14 protein-coding genes are annotated in these 19,347 nt (G+C 42.8%); 7 read left to right on the top strand and 7 right to left on the bottom strand.

Annotated elements, in window-relative coordinates; all coding sequences use genetic code 11:
• Positions 1 to 250: 250 nt before the first annotated feature.
• Together ACOFKR_RS11050 and ACOFKR_RS11045 are read right to left on the bottom strand one after the other, a co-directional pair.
• Positions 251 to 1,915: a RagB/SusD family nutrient uptake outer membrane protein gene (locus ACOFKR_RS11050; protein WP_419800857.1), complete on the bottom strand. Its 1,665-nt coding sequence runs from the start codon at positions 1,913 to 1,915 to the stop codon at positions 251 to 253.
• Between the two features lie 11 nt (positions 1,916 to 1,926).
• Positions 1,927 to 4,902 carry a SusC/RagA family TonB-linked outer membrane protein gene (locus ACOFKR_RS11045; RefSeq protein WP_419800856.1) on the bottom strand — a complete coding sequence of 992 codons (2,976 nt, stop codon included), beginning with the start codon at positions 4,900 to 4,902 and terminating at the stop codon, positions 1,927 to 1,929.
• 450 nt (positions 4,903 to 5,352) lie between these two features.
• Here ACOFKR_RS11045 and ACOFKR_RS11040 point away from each other — a divergent pair, with 450 nt between their 5' ends.
• From ACOFKR_RS11040 to ACOFKR_RS11030, 3 genes are all read left to right on the top strand, one after another.
• Complete coding sequence (locus ACOFKR_RS11040) at positions 5,353 to 6,219, top strand: AraC family transcriptional regulator (RefSeq protein WP_419800855.1); 867 nt, start codon at positions 5,353 to 5,355, stop codon at positions 6,217 to 6,219.
• 451 nt (positions 6,220 to 6,670) lie between these two features.
• Positions 6,671 to 7,783 (top strand): alcohol dehydrogenase catalytic domain-containing protein, encoded by a 1,113-nt coding sequence (locus ACOFKR_RS11035; protein ID WP_419800854.1) that lies wholly within the window; start codon positions 6,671 to 6,673, stop codon positions 7,781 to 7,783.
• A gap of 5 nt (positions 7,784 to 7,788) precedes the next feature.
• Positions 7,789 to 8,595 carry an alpha/beta hydrolase gene (locus ACOFKR_RS11030; RefSeq protein WP_419800853.1) on the top strand — a complete coding sequence of 269 codons (807 nt, stop codon included), beginning with the start codon at positions 7,789 to 7,791 and terminating at the stop codon, positions 8,593 to 8,595.
• A gap of 76 nt (positions 8,596 to 8,671) precedes the next feature.
• Here ACOFKR_RS11030 and ACOFKR_RS11025 read toward each other — a convergent pair whose 3' ends face one another.
• Positions 8,672 to 9,466 (bottom strand): SPFH domain-containing protein, encoded by a 795-nt coding sequence (locus tag ACOFKR_RS11025; protein ID WP_419800852.1) that lies wholly within the window; start codon positions 9,464 to 9,466, stop codon positions 8,672 to 8,674.
• A gap of 244 nt (positions 9,467 to 9,710) precedes the next feature.
• Between ACOFKR_RS11025 and ACOFKR_RS11020 the strand changes: the two genes are divergently transcribed.
• From ACOFKR_RS11020 to ACOFKR_RS11010, 3 genes are all read left to right on the top strand, one after another.
• Entirely contained in the window at positions 9,711 to 11,261 is a 1,551-nt protein-coding gene (locus ACOFKR_RS11020) for a glycoside hydrolase family 28 protein (RefSeq protein ID WP_419800851.1), read from the top strand.
• Positions 11,262 to 11,544: 283 nt separating this feature from the next.
• A complete protein-coding gene (locus ACOFKR_RS11015; RefSeq protein ID WP_419800850.1) occupies positions 11,545 to 12,564 on the top strand; it encodes an LLM class flavin-dependent oxidoreductase in 1,020 nt (339 codons plus the stop codon).
• A gap of 438 nt (positions 12,565 to 13,002) precedes the next feature.
• Positions 13,003 to 13,593 (top strand): lipoprotein, encoded by a 591-nt coding sequence (locus ACOFKR_RS11010; RefSeq protein WP_419800849.1) that lies wholly within the window; start codon positions 13,003 to 13,005, stop codon positions 13,591 to 13,593.
• An 84-nt stretch (positions 13,594 to 13,677) separates the two neighbouring features.
• Here the strand turns inward: ACOFKR_RS11010 and ACOFKR_RS11005 are convergent, their stop codons facing one another.
• The 3 genes from ACOFKR_RS11005 to ACOFKR_RS10995 form a co-directional block, all read right to left on the bottom strand.
• Positions 13,678 to 14,529, bottom strand: a complete 852-nt coding sequence (locus ACOFKR_RS11005; RefSeq protein ID WP_419800848.1) for an aldo/keto reductase — start codon at positions 14,527 to 14,529, stop codon at positions 13,678 to 13,680.
• Positions 14,530 to 14,641: 112 nt separating this feature from the next.
• Positions 14,642 to 15,049, bottom strand: a complete 408-nt coding sequence (locus ACOFKR_RS11000; protein WP_419800847.1) for a DUF983 domain-containing protein — start codon at positions 15,047 to 15,049, stop codon at positions 14,642 to 14,644.
• A 185-nt stretch (positions 15,050 to 15,234) separates the two neighbouring features.
• The gene (locus ACOFKR_RS10995; RefSeq protein ID WP_419800846.1) at positions 15,235 to 15,684 is read right to left on the bottom strand and encodes a 3-oxoacyl-ACP synthase; all 450 of its coding nucleotides are present in this window, start codon (positions 15,682 to 15,684) and stop codon (positions 15,235 to 15,237) included.
• A gap of 23 nt (positions 15,685 to 15,707) precedes the next feature.
• Here ACOFKR_RS10995 and ACOFKR_RS10990 point away from each other — a divergent pair, with 23 nt between their 5' ends.
• The gene (locus ACOFKR_RS10990; protein WP_419800845.1) at positions 15,708 to 15,998 is read left to right on the top strand and encodes a hypothetical protein; all 291 of its coding nucleotides are present in this window, start codon (positions 15,708 to 15,710) and stop codon (positions 15,996 to 15,998) included.
• 66 nt (positions 15,999 to 16,064) lie between these two features.
• On the opposite strand, the gene ACOFKR_RS10985 is transcribed toward ACOFKR_RS10990, so the two are convergent.
• Positions 16,065 to 19,262, bottom strand: coding sequence for a tolB protein precursor (locus ACOFKR_RS10985; RefSeq protein ID WP_419800844.1), 3,198 nt, complete (start codon positions 19,260 to 19,262; stop codon positions 16,065 to 16,067).
• Positions 19,263 to 19,347: the final 85 nt, after the last annotated feature.

The following is a 19,347-nucleotide window of genomic DNA, read 5'->3' as shown; positions in this document are numbered from 1 at the left end:
ATGATTTGATCATTTTAGTTAACTAACAAAAGGTGTCCGTACCTGCTGTGCAATGCTTCTTTTACTGGTAAAAAATCGAAGAATAAATTTTGTGACAATAGTTGATTTTTTATATCAAGCAAAAAACCAACAAGCTTCTTTTATGACTAAAAATCTTTTAAAACTGAATTTATACCGATAAAAGAAGCATGTTGGCCACGTAAGGTTTTAATGAAGGATTAAAGGTTGAAACTGGTTGGAAATCGGCACATCAGTAACCGGGGTTTTGCTCCAGTTTACCGGTATTGTTCCGTTCAATTTCATCTGCCGGAATTGGCCAAAGGTTATATTTAGGCAGTACATCGTTGTAATACGGATTAAAACGTTTTACGCGGTCATACAATAATCCTAAACGCATCAATGTGAGCCTTCTTTTTTCTTCTACACCAAATTCCCTCATGCGTTCGTCAAGGATGTAATCTATATTTACATTTGTCGGGAATACAGGAGAAGCTTTGGATCTTGCCCTTACCACGTTGATATCTGCAGCAGCGTTCACCAAGTTATTTAAACCTAAATAAGCTTCCGCCCGGATCAGATAGGTTTCGGCGAGCCTGAACATATACTGGTCTAAATAAGTACCGCCTGCCGTGGCCTTGAGCGTATGCAAAACCGGATCTAATATTAAATTGGTAGGATGACCGCCGGGCGTGGTGCATTTGGATTGGTAAGCGTAAAAAGCACGGGAAGGTACAGTAACGCCTGCAGGTGGGTTTTGGGTAGAAACCACTTTTCCATAAAGCGGCGAAGCAGGGTTGTTGCTTATAAAGTTGCGTACAAAATTGTTGTTGGAATTACGGATGTCATTGGTAAAATCACTTTGCCAGATCACATCGCTGAAATATTTGGTGGATATTGCCCAGCCGATGCCACGTCCGCCAGTATAATCATCAACCGGCCACAAAAATGGCGCCTTGCCGTTTACTGTTAAATCCCGCACTAAAGGTGCATGTTGTCTTTCCAGCAGGTAAGACCCTGCCATTGCTGTTGAAGTGGAACCTCCGCCAAGAATATCGGTTTCAAACTGGATCACCCAAAGGCCCTCTGTGTTTCCAGACTTCCTGTTTTGGTTGCCAGGTTGAAAAAGGTCCCAGTACACATCGCCGGGAGTAACCGTAGATTTAGAACCAAACCTGTTTTTCATTAAAGCAACTGCCGGATTATTGATTACAACCGTTGCCGCATCTGCGGCATTCTGGAATTGGCCTGCTGCCAGATAAACCTCAGCAAGCAAATGACCTGCTGCTAAATTACTTATTTCCCCATCCTGAACTGCAGTTATTGCAGGCAAATTGATTACTGCAAATTTCAGGTCGTCTATGCATTGGTTTAATACGGCCGCTTTTGTTGCCCGCACAAAATCCGTTTTAGGGGTGGTTACTTCAGATAGTATTAAAGGTACGCCCCCATAAAGATAAGCTAAAGTGCGATAGGCAAATGCCCTGAAAAACCTTCCTTTGGCTTCTGCCTGGGTTTTTTGTGCGTCTGTCATCGAAGATGCAGGAATACGGCCGATAATGGTATTGGCCTCGGAAATGATTTTATACAAAGCAGACCAATGGGACAAAGAGATGTTCAGGCCACCAGAAGGCGCATAAGCCGCAGCCATATTAGTATGGCGGGCTACATCCGGCTGCCCGTCAAAAACGATATCGGTCCCGAATATATAATCAAACGGCCGCTGTTCGTCACGGCTGAAAAACTCTATCCTGGTTACCCGGTACATATCGTTAATGGCAATATTAAAATCTACGTTGGTAACCAGTGCATTTGCAGAACTTAGAAAATCAAGCGGTTTTTCATCAAGATACCCTTTTTTGCAGGAGAAAAATGTGCTGATCAGCAATATAAAAGTGATACTAAATATTTTTTTCATTATCGTTAAGATTAAAATGTTACGTTAAGACCTAATGAATATGATTTTAAAAGTGGCCTGCCCCCAATGGTTAGCCCGCCATTATCTATTTCCGGGTCCCAGCCTTCCCAATTGGTCCAGGTTTTTAAATTTTTACCGCTTAGAAACACACTAAGGTTCTGTATGGCCAGTTTCCTGACAAAATTTCCCGTGATTTTGTAAGACAAGGTAACATCTTGTAACCTTACAAAACTCCTGTTCCTGTACACGTTAGGGTTTACCGTTGGCCCTACCATAAACATAGGGTATTCCCCATTTGGATTTATTGGCGACCAGAAGTTTACAGAACTGATATAATTCCATCGCACGGAATTATCATTTAATGCAAGTGATTGAGCGTTACCACCTAAATAACCGTTTACGCCGCCCTGAATAGAGTTGACGAAAAAACTAAAGGTAAAGTTTTTATATTGGAAATTGTTTAGAACACTAAAACGGAAAGCCGGGTCCCCTGAACCTTGTATAACCCTATCGGCTACCGTAATTTTACCATCGCCGTTGGTATCTACAATACGGTAGGTTCCGGGGGAATATCCTGCTGGAATATTTTGCTCTCCAATTTGATAGATACCGTTGGTTTTGTAGTCGTATATGGTATTGATTGGATGGCCGATAAATAAATTGCTTGCGATCAAATCTCCGGTACCCAACAGGGAAATAATCTTGTTGACGTTCCTCGAAAAGCTAAAAGTGCTGCTCCATTTAAATTCTTTTGTGTCAATATTGGTCGAATTTAATGATAGCTCGACACCTTTGTTCCCAACTTCGCCAACATTGGTATTGATACTTCCGAAGCCGGTAATGTTTGGAATCTGAACGCTAAAAAGTAAATCCTTGGTATGGCGGTTATAATAATCAAAACTACCAGACAATCTTCCTTTCAGCAAAGTAAAGTCAAGCCCTAAATCCACTTCGTATGTTTTTTCCCATTTCAGGTTTGGGTTTGAAAGTGTACTTACAAATTGACCTTGTTGGGTTGTCCCGCCGTTGCCAAAAACATAAGCAGGTTGAGTAAATACCTGATCTAAGGAAGAATAACGGGAAGTTTGGTTGCCGCTCACGCCATATCCGGCGCGTAGTTTAAGAAAATTAACCCAGGACATTTTGAAAAAAGGCTCTTCTGTTAAAATCCATCCTGTTGAAACAGAAGGGAAAACTGCATATTTATTATTTGCGGCAAAGCCAGAAAACCCATCGCGCCGTGCCGTAGCCGTTAGTAAATATTTACCACTGTAATTGTAATTAAGCCTTAGCATCTGATAATTCAATGCTTCTGAATACGCATTTGAATTGGTGAACTGGTTAGTTCCCTGTTGCAGGCTGTTGTAGCCTAAAGTCAGTCTTGGGAAACCAGTTGCAGAAGCATTTGTAGATTCGTCCTTACGTTTTACTGCACCATATAAAAGGGTGGCCGTTACGCCGTGTTTTTTAAATGTCCTGTTGTATGTCAAAATATTGTCGATGGTGTAATCATAGTATTGCTCATTATATTTATAAGCGTTGCCTGTTAACCCTGCGCCATATTTACTTGCCTGATAATGCTCGTCTGTGCGGGCATTGTTGCCAAAATTCATCCGGTATTTTAATCCTTTTAAAAATGGAAAATTTATTTCAGTATAGATGTTTGCAAACAAATAATTGTGCCTTTCATAATCACTTACATCATAAGTTGCGAAAGGATTTGGATCCAGCGTGTTAAAAGGATATGGGACTAAATCTCCATTAGCATTATACGGAGTTAATAATGGTGCCTGGTTAAGGATTAATGATAAATTTGGTTCGGCACCATCGTTGTTTACAAACGAGCCGAAAGACTGCACACCCACTGTTAACCAGTCTGCCGGTTTGGTTTCCACATTGATCCTGATATTTTTTCTTTTAAACAAATCGTTGATGATAAACCCTGCCTGGTTGGTCAGTCCGCCCGAAATCAAATAGTTGACTTTGTTGCCGCCGCCTGATATGCTGAGTTGGTTGTCATTTACATAACCTGTTTTTGTAGCTGCATCGTACCAATTGAAATTATTGGGCAGGATATTGCCGGAGGCATCCTTTTCCGACGCATCAATTTTACTCGCTAAGTTGAACGCAGGATTGGGCGTTGTATAATCCGGTGCCAGATAAGCACTGGTATAATAAAGGTTGCGCACATGGTCCAGGTATTCCTGCCGGTTCATAGGCCGGATATTGCCGGAAGGCGTAGATGTGGCATAAGAAGTTGAAAAGTTTATTCTTGGTTTTGAATTATCGCGCCCTTTTCTGCTCGTGATCAAAATAACACCGTTTGCTGCCTGCGCACCATATACTGCTGTAGAACTGGCATCTTTTAAAACGTCAATAGAAGCAATGTCATCCGGGTTGATGGATGACAAAGAGTTGTTATATTGTATTCCATCCAAAATGATCAATACACTTCTATTGCCTGAGATGGTATTTAAACCACGTATGGATATTGAAGGCGTTGATCCGGCAAATGTAACCGGCCCAACATTTAAGCCCGGAACTGTTCCCTGCAATGACTGTGCAATATTGGTGTTGGGCACATCCCGGAAGGCATCGATATTTGCACTTGCCACAGCACCGGTAACCAAGGCGCGCTTTTGTGTACCGTAACCAACCACAACAACTTCATTTAAAGAATTTGCTTTGGCTTTCATTTGGACGTTGACAATAATAAGGCCATTGCTCAATACTTCCTGGCTTGAAAATCCGATGGACGAAAAAACAAGTGTTACATTAGCGTTTGGCGCATTGAGGGAATATCTTCCGTCAAGACCGGTTTGTGCGCCAATTTTGGTCCCTTTTATCGTTACGCTAACGCCAGGAAGGGGCTGATTAGTGTCGTCGGTCACCTTTCCACTTATAGGCACTGTTTGATTGTTTTTTTCTGATGTCCAGGCAAAATGTTTGTGGGTAATCTCAACCAGTGTTTTACGATTGAGCGTCAATGGGCTTTTCGAAAATCCCTTGTCAGTTATTCCAATCAGGATTAAAAAGAAAAGTTTTGGAATCAAGGGAATTTTGGGGAATGACCTTGGCTCAACTGAATTTCGACAATAGGTAAATGTTCTTCTCATAATATATAATGGTTATACTGTTTTTACCAGATCATTTTGGTCGGATTATTTTTTATTTACAGGCTCTTGAACCAACAAATCCAGGCCCCAAAAATGCCATGAAAAAATTGGTCAACAGCTTGAAACTTTAATTTGCCAATATGTGCTTTCCTGCCAAACAACAAAAGCAACGGGCTTTGAACGCTAAATTGATCTTCGGTTTACGTTACTAAATAAGTCTTTACAAAACTGATTTTCAGGGTATAAATGTGATTTTTTGTGGCATTTATTATCCATTTTTAATATTGAAAGCTTATTTTTATGAAAATATGAAGAAGCAACATGACAAGAGCAGCTTTTGAACCAGTTAACCCAAACACTAATTATTCCTTCGCGGTCCGCAAATTCGAGCAAAAGGAGTTCACCTCTCCTTATCATTTTCATCCGGAGTTTGAACTGACGCTGATCGTCAAAGGCGAAGGGAACCGCTACGTTGGCAATGGCATGGCTGTTTACGGCGCAGGCGATTTGGTTTTGCTTGGCGGAAATTTACCGCATTGCTGGAAAACCGGACCGGGCGGACCTGAGGCATTGAACGCTTCGTCGGTCGTGGTGCAGTTCAACAAAGATTTTTTGGGTAACGGTTTCTTTTCAACTCCGGAACTGGCCGCAATCCTGCAACTTTTGGAACGGAGCGCGCACGGCATACAGTTTTTGGGCGAAACTGTTGGCGATGTCAAGGCTCAGATGTTAAAGCTTTCTGAAGAAGAACCGTTTAAAAGATTGATTTCACTGTTGGAAATCCTCCATACGCTGGCTACGGCCAAACGATTTGTGTTGCTGCACCAAAAAGGCATGACGATCGAAAAATCTGCGGTAAGACAGCAAAGGATCAACTTGGTGATTGGTTATATAGTGGACAATTTTAAAGACGTAGTTTTCCTGAACAAAGCTTCAGCAATCGCAAACATGTCGCCCAATGCATTTTGCAAATATTACAAAAAGATAACCGGGCAAACGTTTATGGAAACGGTGACCGGTTACCGCATCGATTACGCCATCCAGCAGTTGATTTATTCTGATAAAAGTATTTCGGATATTTCTTTTGAAAGTGGTTTTAGTGACGTGTCTCATTTTTATAAACTGTTCAAAAGGAAAACCAGACTAAGCCCTTTGGGTTACCGGAAAAAGTTTGCGGGGCAAATTTAACGGGTTGTTTACGTTTTCTCCTGATTGTTCCCGATGCTTCTTTTATCACCTAAAAAACCAAAAGTTTATATACTTTTTTACCTGCAAAAAAAATCCGCTGGTAACTTTATGGCCATAAAAACAGCATCATACGTTGTGTTGACCGAAAAATCGCCAAAAAGGAAATGATCAGGAACAAATGTTTATGCCGATATTTTTTTTGGAAAAAGGATAATATGAACTATTAAAAGTCCATTTTTTACCTTGAACGCTTCTTTTATAAACAGTTATTTAGGCATTAAAACCGTGATTGGCCAAAGCGATATTTATGTTGACGACAACTAACAACCTGCTGATTAACCGGCAGCAAAAAGACAGGGCTAATTTTTAGGCGATAAAAGAAGCATCAGACCTGACTGATCAAATTTAAACACCACAAAATCATTTATGAAAAACTTTATATTAAACTACTATGTACTGTAACGCCGCTATTACAGATGGCCGGGGAAATATTGTGCTGGATGAAATTGAGGTACTGGAACCCGCAGAAGATGAAGTGCTTGTGCAATTAAAAGCAGCCGGTTTGTGCCATACAGATCATGATTCTTTGGCCTGGGGAAAGCCGATGGTTTTGGGGCACGAAGGTTCGGGCATTGTTGCAAAAACCGGCAGCAAAGTAAGCCATATAAAAGAAGGCGATGCCGTGATTTTAAACTGGGCCACACCCTGCGGCCAGTGCTTCCAGTGTTTGGAAGGGAACCAGAATATCTGTGAAAACAATTCTCCGGTTGTGGCCGGCGGCAACGGATACACGCCCGGACATGCAACTTTACAAAGTACCAGGTGGAAGGGCCAGCCCATCATCCGGTCTTTTAATCTGGGTACTTTATCAGAATATACACTGGTCAAATCATCAGCGGTAGTAAAAAACGGTTCCCCAAAAATGTCTTTCACGGCGGCCAGCATCATCAGCTGCGGCGTGATGACGGGTTATGGCTCCGTTGTAAATGCGGCAAAAGTTAAGGCTGGCTCTGCTGTTGTTGTTTTGGGTGCGGGCGGCGTTGGCCTAAATGTGGTCCAGGCCGCAAAAATTTCTGGTGCAGTGCGCATTATTGTAGTTGATATCAACCCGGAAAAATCAGCAATGGCCGGACAATTTGGTGCCACTGATTTTATAATTGCCGAAAAAAACGACACCGGGCTTTTGAACGCAGCCCAGGAAGTGAAAAAATTACTGGGCGGGAACGGCGCAGATTATGCCTTTGAATGCACTGCAATCCCTCAGCTTGGTGCGGCACCGCTGGCCATGGTCAGAAACGCAGGAACGGCCGTTCAGGTAAGTGGTATCGAGCAGGAAATCACTATAGATATGCGTTTGTTTGAATGGGATAAAATATATATCAACCCATTATACGGCAAATGCCGCCCGCAAATTGATTTTCCTAAAATCATAAACCAATATGATAAAGGCAGCCTTTTATTGGAAGAAATGATTACACGCACTTATCCGTTAAAAAACATTTTTGAAGCTTTTGACGATTTATCAAAAGGACGGAATGCAAAAGGTGTTGTTGTCTTTCCATAGCTAAAATGATGAAGAAATTCAGAACCGTTGAAATTTCCGATCCAAGGTTTGAAACCAATTATCTGCGGTTTATCACGGTAAAAAGTAATCATCTTCAGGGCCGCGGTGATATTTGCGTTTTTGTGCCGCCAAACCTTGATCCGGCCAAACCTTGTCCGGTAGTGATATTGCTTCACGGCGTTTACGGAAGTGCCTGGAGCTGGGCTTACAAAACCGGCGTGCATATTCAGGTTTTAAGAATGATACAAAACAAGGAATTGCCCGAAATGATTATCGCCATGCCGTCTGACGGGCTTTGGGGCGATGGTTCGGGCTACCTGGCGCACCACAATCAAGATTTTGAAAAGTGGGTTGCAGAAGATGTGCCCGAATTATTGCAGCAATATATTGATGGTGTTACCGAAGGTTCGGCATTTTTTATCTCAGGATTGTCCATGGGCGGTTTTGGCGCTTTAAGGATTGGCGTAAAATATCACCAAAAATTTAAAGCGGTTTCGGGCCATTCTTCCATTACTAATTTGCAGCAGATGAAGCTTTTTGTAGAAGAGGATTTGAAAGAATACAAACAGCCCGACCCATCAGATGAAGATGTTTTTGAAACAATTGTTCAGCATCGCGAACATTTGCCGCCCATTTATTTTGATTGCGGTAATGAAGATTTGTTGATTGCTGCAAACCGCGATCTGGATTTTAAACTGACCGAAGCAAAAATAAAACATGTTTACAAAGAGTATCCCGGCGCACATGAATGGGCTTACTGGGAGAAACATATCAAAACTTCTTTATTGTTTTTTGCAGAAATCCTGAAATAATAGTCAAAAATTATGGTGATAAAAGAAGCATCAAAAACAGTTTCTTAACCCGCTGAAGCACCGTGCACAAACGCTTTTAAAACTCTGGTTTTGTAGGATCGGCATCATCTTCTGCTTTCCTTTTATTTACGAGTTCGGTAAAGCTTTTCGCAGCGTTGCTAAACTCCGAAGGCATCAAAATAACGGTTGTGGTATTATTATCGATCCCAATTTCCGACAACATCTGCATCCGCCGCAACTCCAGCGCAATAGGGCTGCCTTCCATTTCTTTAGCGCCTTGCGTTAGTTTGATCGATGCTTCCAGTTCCGCTTCAGCTTTAACAATCCGGGCGCGTTTTTCGCGGATAGCTTCTGCTTCCCGCGCCATGGCACGCTGCATCGCTTCCGGTATTTCCACGTCTTTCATCTCCACCATTTCAATTTTTATGCCCCAGGGTGCTGTGGTCGAGTCCACCATTTTTTGCAGCGTGCCGTTAATCTGTTCCCGTTCGCGCAGCACTTCATCCAAAGTATGCTGGCCGATAATGTTGCGCAATGCCGTAACGGAAAACTGGTAAACCGCTTTGTTGTAATCCGCAACCTTAATAATCGCATCTTCCGGATTGGTAATTTTAAACCACAAAACAGCGTTTACTTTAATCGTTACGCTATCTTTGGTGATGGTTTCCTGTTGCTCCAGATCAACGGTTTTGGTACGGATGTCCACCCGTTGTTCCCGCTCGATAAAAGGGATCAGCCAAAACAAACCCGGCCCGCGGATGGATTCAAACCTGCCAAGCCGAAAAACAATGGCACGCTGATATTCCTGCGCAATCCGCAACGACATCAACAGAAATACAAGGACAATGGCGATAATGATAAAAAGTGTCATGCTGTTTTTATAAGGGTAAATTTGGTTTTTTATGCTGATAAAATCAGTCAAACTTACAGCTATTTTTTGTTGGCGTGATTTTTTACATTAAATAAGATTTGCAGGCCACAACTAAAATTCAAATTCGTGCATCAGCTTAAAACATTGCGTTCTGTAAAAGCAACGCCGCTTTTGGTTTAGGTTTTTTGAGCCGGAAATGGTTAAGTTTGAAAGAATTTTCAACTCAAAAATTTCCATGTTTTCTATGAAAAAATATTTACTGATACTGTTTTTATGCGGTATAAATTTGCCTGTTTTCGCACAAAACAAAACTTTTAACATCGTTAGTTTTGGTGCAGTTGCAGATGCAAAAACCATCAACACTAAAGCCATCCAAAAAGCAATTGATGCCTGCAGCGCGGCTGGCGGCGGCATGGTTTATGTTCCGCAGGGCACGTTTTTAACAGGCACTTTTCACCTAAAAAGTAACATCAATTTGTTTTTGGAAAGCGGTTCTGTTTTAAAAGGAAGCCCGGATTTGGCTGATTATGACCATTTTACGCAGCCAATTTATGGTATCACTTATTTCGGAATACTTTACACCAATCAGGCCGAAAATGTTTCCATCACCGGCGCAGGCACAATCGATGGCAACAACCCGGCTTTCCATGATTTTACCCGCGCAAAAAAAATTGATACGGTTTCCACGCATTTCTCCCGGCAAAAAAACAATTACCGCAAAGTTGACAGCGGGATAGGGGACGGGCCGGTGGTGCCCAACAAAGACCGGCCGCACCAGATGGTTATTTTTTCCGACTGTAAAAATGTGCAGGTGCGCAATGTTTCGCTGCTCAATTCGCCGTTTTGGACGATGCATTTTGCCGATTGCGATGATGTGCTGGTTTCGGGCATCCGGCTGTGGAGCGGTTTGCTGGTGCCTAACGCCGATGGGATTGACGTAACCAGTTGCAGCAACGTGATCATTACCGGTTGCGATATCCGTACCGGCGATGATGCGCTGGCGATTGTGGGTTACAACCATCATTTTGAAATCCCGGGTTTTAGCGGGAAAAGACATTTGTCCGAAAATATCATCGTTTCCAACTGTAACCTGCAATCGTATTCCAGCGGCATCCGCATCGGCTTTCTGGATCAAAATACGGTCAGGAACGTGCAGGTAAGCAACGTCAACATTACCAATTCTACGCGCGGCATCGGTATTTTTTTGCGGGACGAAGGTTCGCTGGAAAACCTTACTTTCTCCAACATCAACATTGAAACCAAATTTCGCACCGGCGATTGGTGGGGAAACGGCGAACCGATCCATATTTCGGCCATCCGCGGAAAAGAAAACGTAAAACTGGGCAAAATCAAAAATGTGAAATTTAACCACATCAATTGCACCGGCGAAAACGGTATGCTGATTTACGGAACTCCCGAAAGTGTGATTGAAGATGTTGTTTTTAACGATGTAAATTTTGAACTAACCGACAGCAAACTGAACGATGTTGCCGGGGGAAATGTGGATTTGCGCGGGGTTTTGGGCGAAAAAAATCAAATTTTTAAGCGTGATATCCCGGGTTTGCTGATCGAAAATGCAAAAAATATCAGCATAAACAACTTCAAACTAAGCTGGAAAAACCCGAGAATGCCGTTTTACACACATGGTATTGAAGCTGAAAATTTTGAAAACCTGCGGATTGATCATTTTACTGGAGGCGCTTCCCCGATAAATAAAACAGCCGCCCGCATATTTTTGGGAAAAGGGACCGGTTTTGTAACCGATGATGCCAAAGGCGTGGTTCGGCAAAAATAGATCGATGCTTCTTTTATCACCTAAAATCAGGCAGAATTTATAGTGGTAAAAGAAGCATCTGTTTTAAACGGACTGAACCTGGAACCATAGCAATTATTTCTTCTGGCCGAAAAATACCTGTGGCTGTTATGATGCTTGTTTAAAGTTTGTTGGCTTAACGTGCAGTGTGAAACCAAAGTCATTTATCTGTATTTCAAAAGCTATCCCGTAGCAGATTTGTTAAGTTTGATCAGCAAGGCAATGCTTCTTTTAGCACTGTTTTTTATCAAAACAAAACATGGACATGAAACAACTTTCAGCTGTAAAATATTCTGTGCTCGACCTCGCTTCTGTTGCACAGGGAAGCACAGCCGCAGATACTTTTCGCAACAGTCTTGATCTGGCACAACACGCAGAAACTGCCGGTTATACACGCTACTGGTTTGCCGAACATCATAACATGGCCAGCGTGGCCAGTTCTGCACCACCGGTTTTGATCGGTTATGTGGCAGGCGGCACCAAAACAATCCGGGTTGGTTCCGGCGGCATCATGCTGCCCAACCATGCGCCGCTGATTGTGGCCGAACAATTCGGTACGCTGGCTTCACTTTATCCCGGCCGTATTGATCTCGGGTTGGGCCGTGCGCCCGGTTCAGATCAGGTTACGGCAATGGCCATCCGCGGAGAAAACATGCAGGCATCTTACCATTTTCCGCAGGATGTGGAAACGCTGCAACTGCTGTTTTCGGACGAAAACATAAACGGACAAGTGCGCGCCAACCCCGGCGAAGGCCTGGACATTCCGATCTGGATTTTAGGTTCCAGCACCGATAGTGCGTTCCTGGCCGCCAAAATGGGCTTGCCTTACGCTTTTGCCAGTCATTTTGCACCGGCCATGTTTTTAAAAGCGATTGATATTTACCGCAAAAATTTCCAGCCTTCCCATCATTTGCAAAACCCTTATGTGCTGTCGTGCATTAACGTGGTTGCTGCGGATACAGATGCCGAAGCAGAACATTTGGCCACCTCATTAAAGCAGTTGATTTTAGGGATTGTGACCGGAAAACGGAAACAATTATCGCCGCCGGTAGCCGATATGGACAAAGTTTGGAACATCTACGAAAAAGAAGCCGTGATGCAGATGCTGGGTTATTCGTTTATCGGCGGACCGGAAAAAATAAAACAGGAAATGGAAAGTTTTCTGGCCAAAACCCAAGTGGACGAAGTGATGGCAACTTCGCATATTTTTGATCATCAGGCCAGGCTGCATTCTTATCAGTTGTTTGCAGAAGCTTTGAAAACCGACAACGCGATTTTATGCTGATTATCAATCAAGGCTGATGCTGTTTTTATCACCTAAATTTCAGAAAGCCTGTATCAAACCGATGCAGGCTTTTTTTGTGGAAATTTGCGATTGTGGCCGGTTAAGTTTAAGTTTTAAAGCAATTACCCAAAATTCCCCAAAACTGCCCGATTTGATTTTAGGTTGCTCTGGATGAGTTATCCCACAAGATTTTCCTTCCAATCCACTAAAAATTTGAACAAAATATTTTTTCGCCAGCAGAAAACCGTTGTTTGCCTGTTTAAAAAATAACCTTATTTAAGTATTTTATTAGCTGAAACAATAACACAATCCGCAGTAATTAATTTTGCACAAATTTTACCTGATAAAAGAAGCATCTGATTTTTATGCTTTGCGGGTAAAATTTTTTGCGGCATTTGCTTTGGATATTCCTCCGCAGATCACACAAAAAACACGGGCATGAAAAAATTACTACTTTTTGCTTTTGCTGCTGCAACTTTAGCAAGCTGCCAAAAATCAGGCATCGAAGGCAATCCTTCTTCCTCAACCGTCAGCACCGAAAACTATACCGCTTTAAACATTAAAACCAGCACGCAGGTGGTAAAAGTTGCCGTAGATGCCAATGTTTTAAATTTAATATATAATGAAGACGTTACACTGATTGCAGATTCGGGCAAACTGAACAGCAATTGGGCCATCCATTTAAAAGAAGATTTTACCGGAACGCAACTGGCTGATTATCACTATAATTCGATGACAAAGTTTGGTGTGAACGCTGCTGATTGGGTGGATGACAACCTGAACAACGTAATTATCCGCAGTAGTAAAGACACGCTGATCAATAATAAATTGTTTGTTAAAAAACGCATTGTCCGCACGTTTGTGTACAAGCAAAGCTATAATTCTGCTGCTGAGGCTGTTAAAGTACAAAACCGATTGATAAACACAACAGATATCATCGCTTTTACTGCTTATTTTGCATCTATAGAAATGGCAGACACTCATTCTAACAGCAGCAATACGGCAAAACTGATTTATGTAAAGAATTGATCTTCGCCAAAAACAAAATTTTTATAACACAAAAAAAGACTGATAGCAATACCAGCCTTTTTTATTTTTAAGTTGATGCTGTTTTTAAGCAGCTAAATTGTCCAGTTCTTTTAAATCTTCTGCGGATAACTCTATCGAAGCAGTTTTCATGTTTTCTTCCAAATGTGCCACGCTGGAAGTTCCGGGGATCAGCAAAATATTTGGCGAATGGTGCAGCAGCCAGCTCAAAGCAATTTGCTGTACGGTTGCGTTTTTTTGATCTGCCAATGCCTTGATTTTTTTCATACCGTCCTCATTTCCACCATTTAAAGGAAACCAGGGAATAAAGGCAATATTGTTTTCGGCACAATATTGTAGCTCGGCTTCCCATTTGCGGTTGTCCACGCTGTACATGTTTTGTATAGAAACAATCTCTACAAATTCCTGCGCTTTTTTAATATTTTCCACAGAAACCTCGGATAAACCGATATGCTTGATTTTGCCATCCTGTTGTGCTTTCTGCAAAAATCCCAGCGTTTTTTCAAAAGGTACATTTGGGTCTATCCGGTGTAGCTGGTACAAATCAATCTGTTCCAGTTTGAGGCGTTTTAAGCTGCCTTCCAAAGCTTCTTTTAAATGCTCAGGAGAAGAATTGACTGGCCATTCGTTTGGCCCGGTGCGCAGCAAACCGCCTTTTGTGGCAATGACCAAACCGGATTTGTAAGGCTGCAACGCTTCGGCAATCAGTTCTTCGGATACGTTTGGCCCGTAACTATCGGCCGTGTCAATAAAATTTACGCCCAGTTCTACGGCTTTTTGCAATACGCGGATAGCTTCGGCTTTATCTTTTGGCGGGCCCCAAATACCTTCACCGGTGATGCGCATGGCACCGTAACCCAAACGGTTTATGGTCAAATCGCTGCCGATGGTGTAAGTTTTTTCAAAAGTTGTGCTCATGATATGTTGTTTAAATATATCAAAACCAACAGTTTTGAAGCGGCCTTTGTTCTTCGGTAAAGATCAAAATACCGTCAGGATGCTGTTTTTATCGGGTAAATTTCAGTCAGGATCAGGCTTTATAGCTTGGCAAAGGTTTTATTTCCGGCTGGTATTTTACCTGTTTCGGGGTGAGCCAGTACAAAAGCATCACCCTGGAATACCGGAAATTGAACGGGGCCAGGATCAGCGTCATCCCAAAAATCACAAAAATATACAGCCAGGGCGAAGTGGTATTTTGCGTAAAAACATAAGTTGCGATAACGGTTGCCACAATTTCGGCCACGTTTAAAGCGTAGCTGGCGTACATGGCCACGTAAAAATAACCGGGTTCCTGCTCAAAAACAAAGCCGCAATAAGGGCAGCGTTCGTGCATTTTTTGGGTATGCAGGCCGTACATGCTGTTGGCAAACATGTTGCCTTTGCGGCAGCGCGGGCATTTGGCGTGCAGCATGGCGTAGGATTTTGAAATTTTTTTCATGGTGATGCAATCAGAAATGAGTAGATCAGAATAAAACCAATCGGTACAAAAGTATCAAACAGCAAGAAATACAAGCATGGTTAGTTCTATTGTAAGTCAATTTTACATTGATAAAAGAAGTATGGCCTAACTGGCACTTGATTTAGGATAGAAAGTGGATGCTTCTTTTATCGGCATAAAATCAGTTAACAAACCTTTAAAACCTTGAACGCCTTACCATTCAGCTTAAAACTTTCGCCGGTAGTTTTGCCTTTGATCTGCAAGCCGATCGGCGAAGCCAGCGAAATGGCGTAATACTGTTTTTGCCCGATAAAAAATGCACCGGCACCAACGGCGAGGTAAAAATGCTGCTGATCGGTTTCCACTAAACTTCCGGCTTGCGCAAGAGTATGTTCCGAATCCGGACTGATCTGCTGCAGTTGTGCTTGCTGTTTCCGGGCTTCTGAAAGCTGGCGCGAATTTAAGTCGATTTCCTGCTGCAGCATGGCGCGGCCGGTTTCGTATTTATCACCGGCACTGCTTTTGGTTTCGTTTCCGGATGCTTTGCGTGCATCGGCAATCGCGTTTTCTGCTTCGGTAATTTTATGCTGGATATGTTCGGCACAAAGCCGGTAAAGTTGCTGCTTGATGTTCAAAAAAATAAATTTGGTTGGCAAAGATGGCTAAATCCCCGCAGAAAAACATTTTGCGGCCGCACCAGTTTTATACCGATAAAAGAAGCATCATGAACACAACCTCAGTTTACAATACGGAAATACCCGACCCGGAAATTACACCGGAGCAAACACCGCAGGAAAGCCCTCAACCCGAAATCCCGACAGAAAATCCGATACCGATGCGTTCCCCGGAAATGCCTGAACCGGATCACGTTCCGGAGGAAAACCCACTGCCCAAAATCAGCCCGGAATATCCCGGAACACCGGCACCATCAGAAATACAGCGGTTTTAAACCTTCACTAAAAACAAAAAAGCAGTTCAACTATGAACCGCTTTTTTTATGCCGATAAAAACAGCATTACCAGCCCGGTGCAAAGGTTAAGCCAACAACAGGTTTCTGCACATCCGTCCGCTGGAACGGGATGGCCACATAAGGCTCCAGCACAAATGCGCCGAAAAGATTTATCCGCAGTGAAATACCTGTAGAAAACGCCGGAACGCGGTTGTATCCCGCAGGATAAACCAACTGGCCAAAACGATCGTAAACCGGGTTTCCGCTGGCATCAACTAAATACTGATTGGCGTCAGGCTCTTTTTTAAAAGCGATTTTATCACCGGCGTTCCAGGCCAAACCGGCATCAAAAAAGAAGTTCAGTTCGGTAAACAAAAACTTGGATTTGATCTGCGATAGTTTTTCCGGTCCGGTAAACGGCAAACGTACCTCAAAATTGGCTACGGCCGTTCGGCTTCCCTGCAACTGATTAATGGTAAAATTGCCCGTGTTGCGCGAATTGTGGTTGTAAAAACTGGTTGCTTCATAACCCCGGATCAGATACGGATAACCGATAAATAGTGGGAATAATGCCTGGCTGCTGTTGCCAAACCGACCGTAACCATAAATTCGACCGGCAAAAGTGAAGGGTTTGGTGCGCACATATTTCCGCAGGTCAATAGTTGGGGCAAAGAATTTATAATCGCCAACATTTCCTTCAATCCCAATCCGGTAACGATAACCGGCCAATGGGGAAGCAATGCCGAAATAAGAATTATCGCCAATTAAAGCCGTGCTAAGCTGGTACAAGTTAAAAGGCATCAAATCATAACCGGTTTCGTTTCGGTATTGCTCGCGTGAAATTTTGGTATGATCTGAATATAAACCATTTGTTGGCGTGATGTAGTTGTTTGAAGTAACATAATTGTAGTACGTGCTGTACCGGTCAACCCGGTAATAATATTGGGAAGCACTTGCCCCAAACTCAATCCGGGTAACTTTAGAGAAAGGATAGGAGGTGAAAACCTGCAAGGCATCCTGAAAAGTGCGGGTTAAATCATATCGCGTTTCGTAAACACTGACCGGTTTGTTGTTTTGGGTGATATTGGTAATGCCCTCCCGATAAGTAGCGTATTGATACGGAACATGAGAAGCACCCACGCCAAAATTCCAGCGGCCCTGCTGATTAATGTAAGCCACTTGCGCCCCAAAATCGTAAATCTGTCCGTTTATGGCGGCACCGGCATATATCTGATTTCTTCCGATGATATCACTGAACAAGCCCTGAATACCACTTGCCAAACCGGCACCATAACGGCTCACGCCAGCACCAATGCCGCTGCTGCCCAAGTAATCCAGCTTAAATTGCGGTTTAAAAGGAATATTGTTGATGGAATCAACCGGGATTTTTTGATAAGCCAGGAAGTTGTTCAGGTTTGTATTGATCAAATCCACACCAACTGATTTTGGCGGCGGAAGTAAGGCCGCATCAAAATTTATGGCTTGGTTTTCAACTGGTTTCGGTTTAAAATCAGAAACTTTTGCGTTATAAATGGCATATTTTTGAGATCGGTAGTAAGAATAAATCACATCATTATTGGCCGATAAACTCAACGCCGGTGAAAACTCGGTAATGCCGGAAATCCCGGTAAACAAATCCGTCATCTGTTCGGTTGTGCCGGTAATTAGCTTGTAACGGTACATATTCCGGAAGCCGTCGCGGTTGCTCAAAAAATACACAAATTGATCATCCGAAGAAAAAGCCGGATTAAGATTATTTGCCCCGTTAAAAACTTTAATATCCGTGGTGGTTTTGGTAGAAAGATCATAAACCGCCAGGTTAAACGGAATGGTTTGCGTTAAAAAATGATCATAAGTTGTACGATCACTGCTGAAAACGATTTTTTTTCCATCGTGCGAAAAACTGGGCTGGTAATCGGTGTATTTATCATTGGTTAGCTGCGTTACTTTTTTTGTAGGGATATTGTACAAATACAGATCGCTTTGCCCTTCTGCCAGTGCATTGAAAACAATGTCGTTTCCGTTCGGCGACCAGCTTAAATTACTGAACTGCTTTGCTTTGCCCATCGAAGTTTCTTCTAAAACCCGGCCGGAACCAACATCTACAATAACGAGTTTATTCCTTCCTTCGTTAAAAACGCTGAACGCAAAACGTTTCCCGTCGGGCGACCAAGCACCGGCAGATTCGATAAAATTAAATTCATCAATATGTGTGTTGGAGACCTTGCTGGTCAGCTTGCGCAAAATTTTACCGGTTTTGGCATCTGCCAGAAAAAGGTCAATGCTGAACAAATTTTTCTCGGATAAAAAAGCAATGTATTTTCCATCCGGACTGATGGCCGGGGCAACATTCATTTTACCGCTGTTTTTATCATCGATCACGCGAAAACCAACAGGCGTTTGCACGGTGTCTTTTAAATAGGGTTTATAGGTAGCTTCAATGGAGTTTTTCCACAAACTGGAAAGCGTTTTTTCATCATAGCCGAACGTTCTCCGGATGCCGTATTCCAAACCAAAACGTGCCGTATTTTGGAACAGCGGCACAATTACCGAATCGCCATAAGTAGAACCCACATAACTCCAGAAAGCCTCGCCGTAACGGTACGGAAAATATTTGTTGCTGGTTGTCAGGTCTTTTAAACTTGGGATATCTTTGTTGAGGTACGCATCGCGCATCCACATTGCCGTGTAAGCATCTTTTTTACCGAGGGAAAGATATTCGGCCATCCCTTCAATCATCCACAGCGGCAAATTGCCCAGGTTGCCGATATTGCCGTTGCCATTCCGGTCAAGCAAAAGATGGTACTGAAAAGCGTGCACCAGCTCATGGCCGATGACATGGCGTGTGGTCTGGTTGGTTTCCATCAGCGGCATTACTACGCGGTTTTTTAAGCCTTCAGTCACGCCGCCGGTGCCCACGCCAATTTCGCCCTGGATGGCGGTAGTTTGCTCAAAATCAGGATGGTCGTTGTATAAAATAATCGGGTTGAACTTTCTGAAAGTATCCTGGAAAACCTGCTGATGGATGGTGTACCAAAGTTCGGTTTCCTGGGCAAAACGCTTGATCACGCTGTCATTTTTGAGGTAATAATAGATCTGGAAATGCGGCGTTTGATAAACCTTGAATTTCAGGTTTTTATAACGGACTTTATTTTGCCCGAAGTATTGTGCCTGCGCATTTTTATGTGCTAAAAACAGCATCACCAAAGCAAACAGTAAAAATATTTTTTTTGGTAGAAAGTTGAAGATATCCGTTTTTTTCATAAATCCGGTTTGGGGTGATGCTTCTTTTATGATACTTTTTTTGGTTTCGGGATATTCAGTTTGAATTACCCTTTTAACGGTAGTT

The organism is Mucilaginibacter sp., from assembly GCF_965201005.1.
GTDB lineage: Bacteria > Bacteroidota > Bacteroidia > Sphingobacteriales > Sphingobacteriaceae > Mucilaginibacter_A.
The sequence above is the reverse complement of the archived record's forward strand: the minus strand, read 5'-3'. Positions and strand labels throughout refer to the sequence as shown.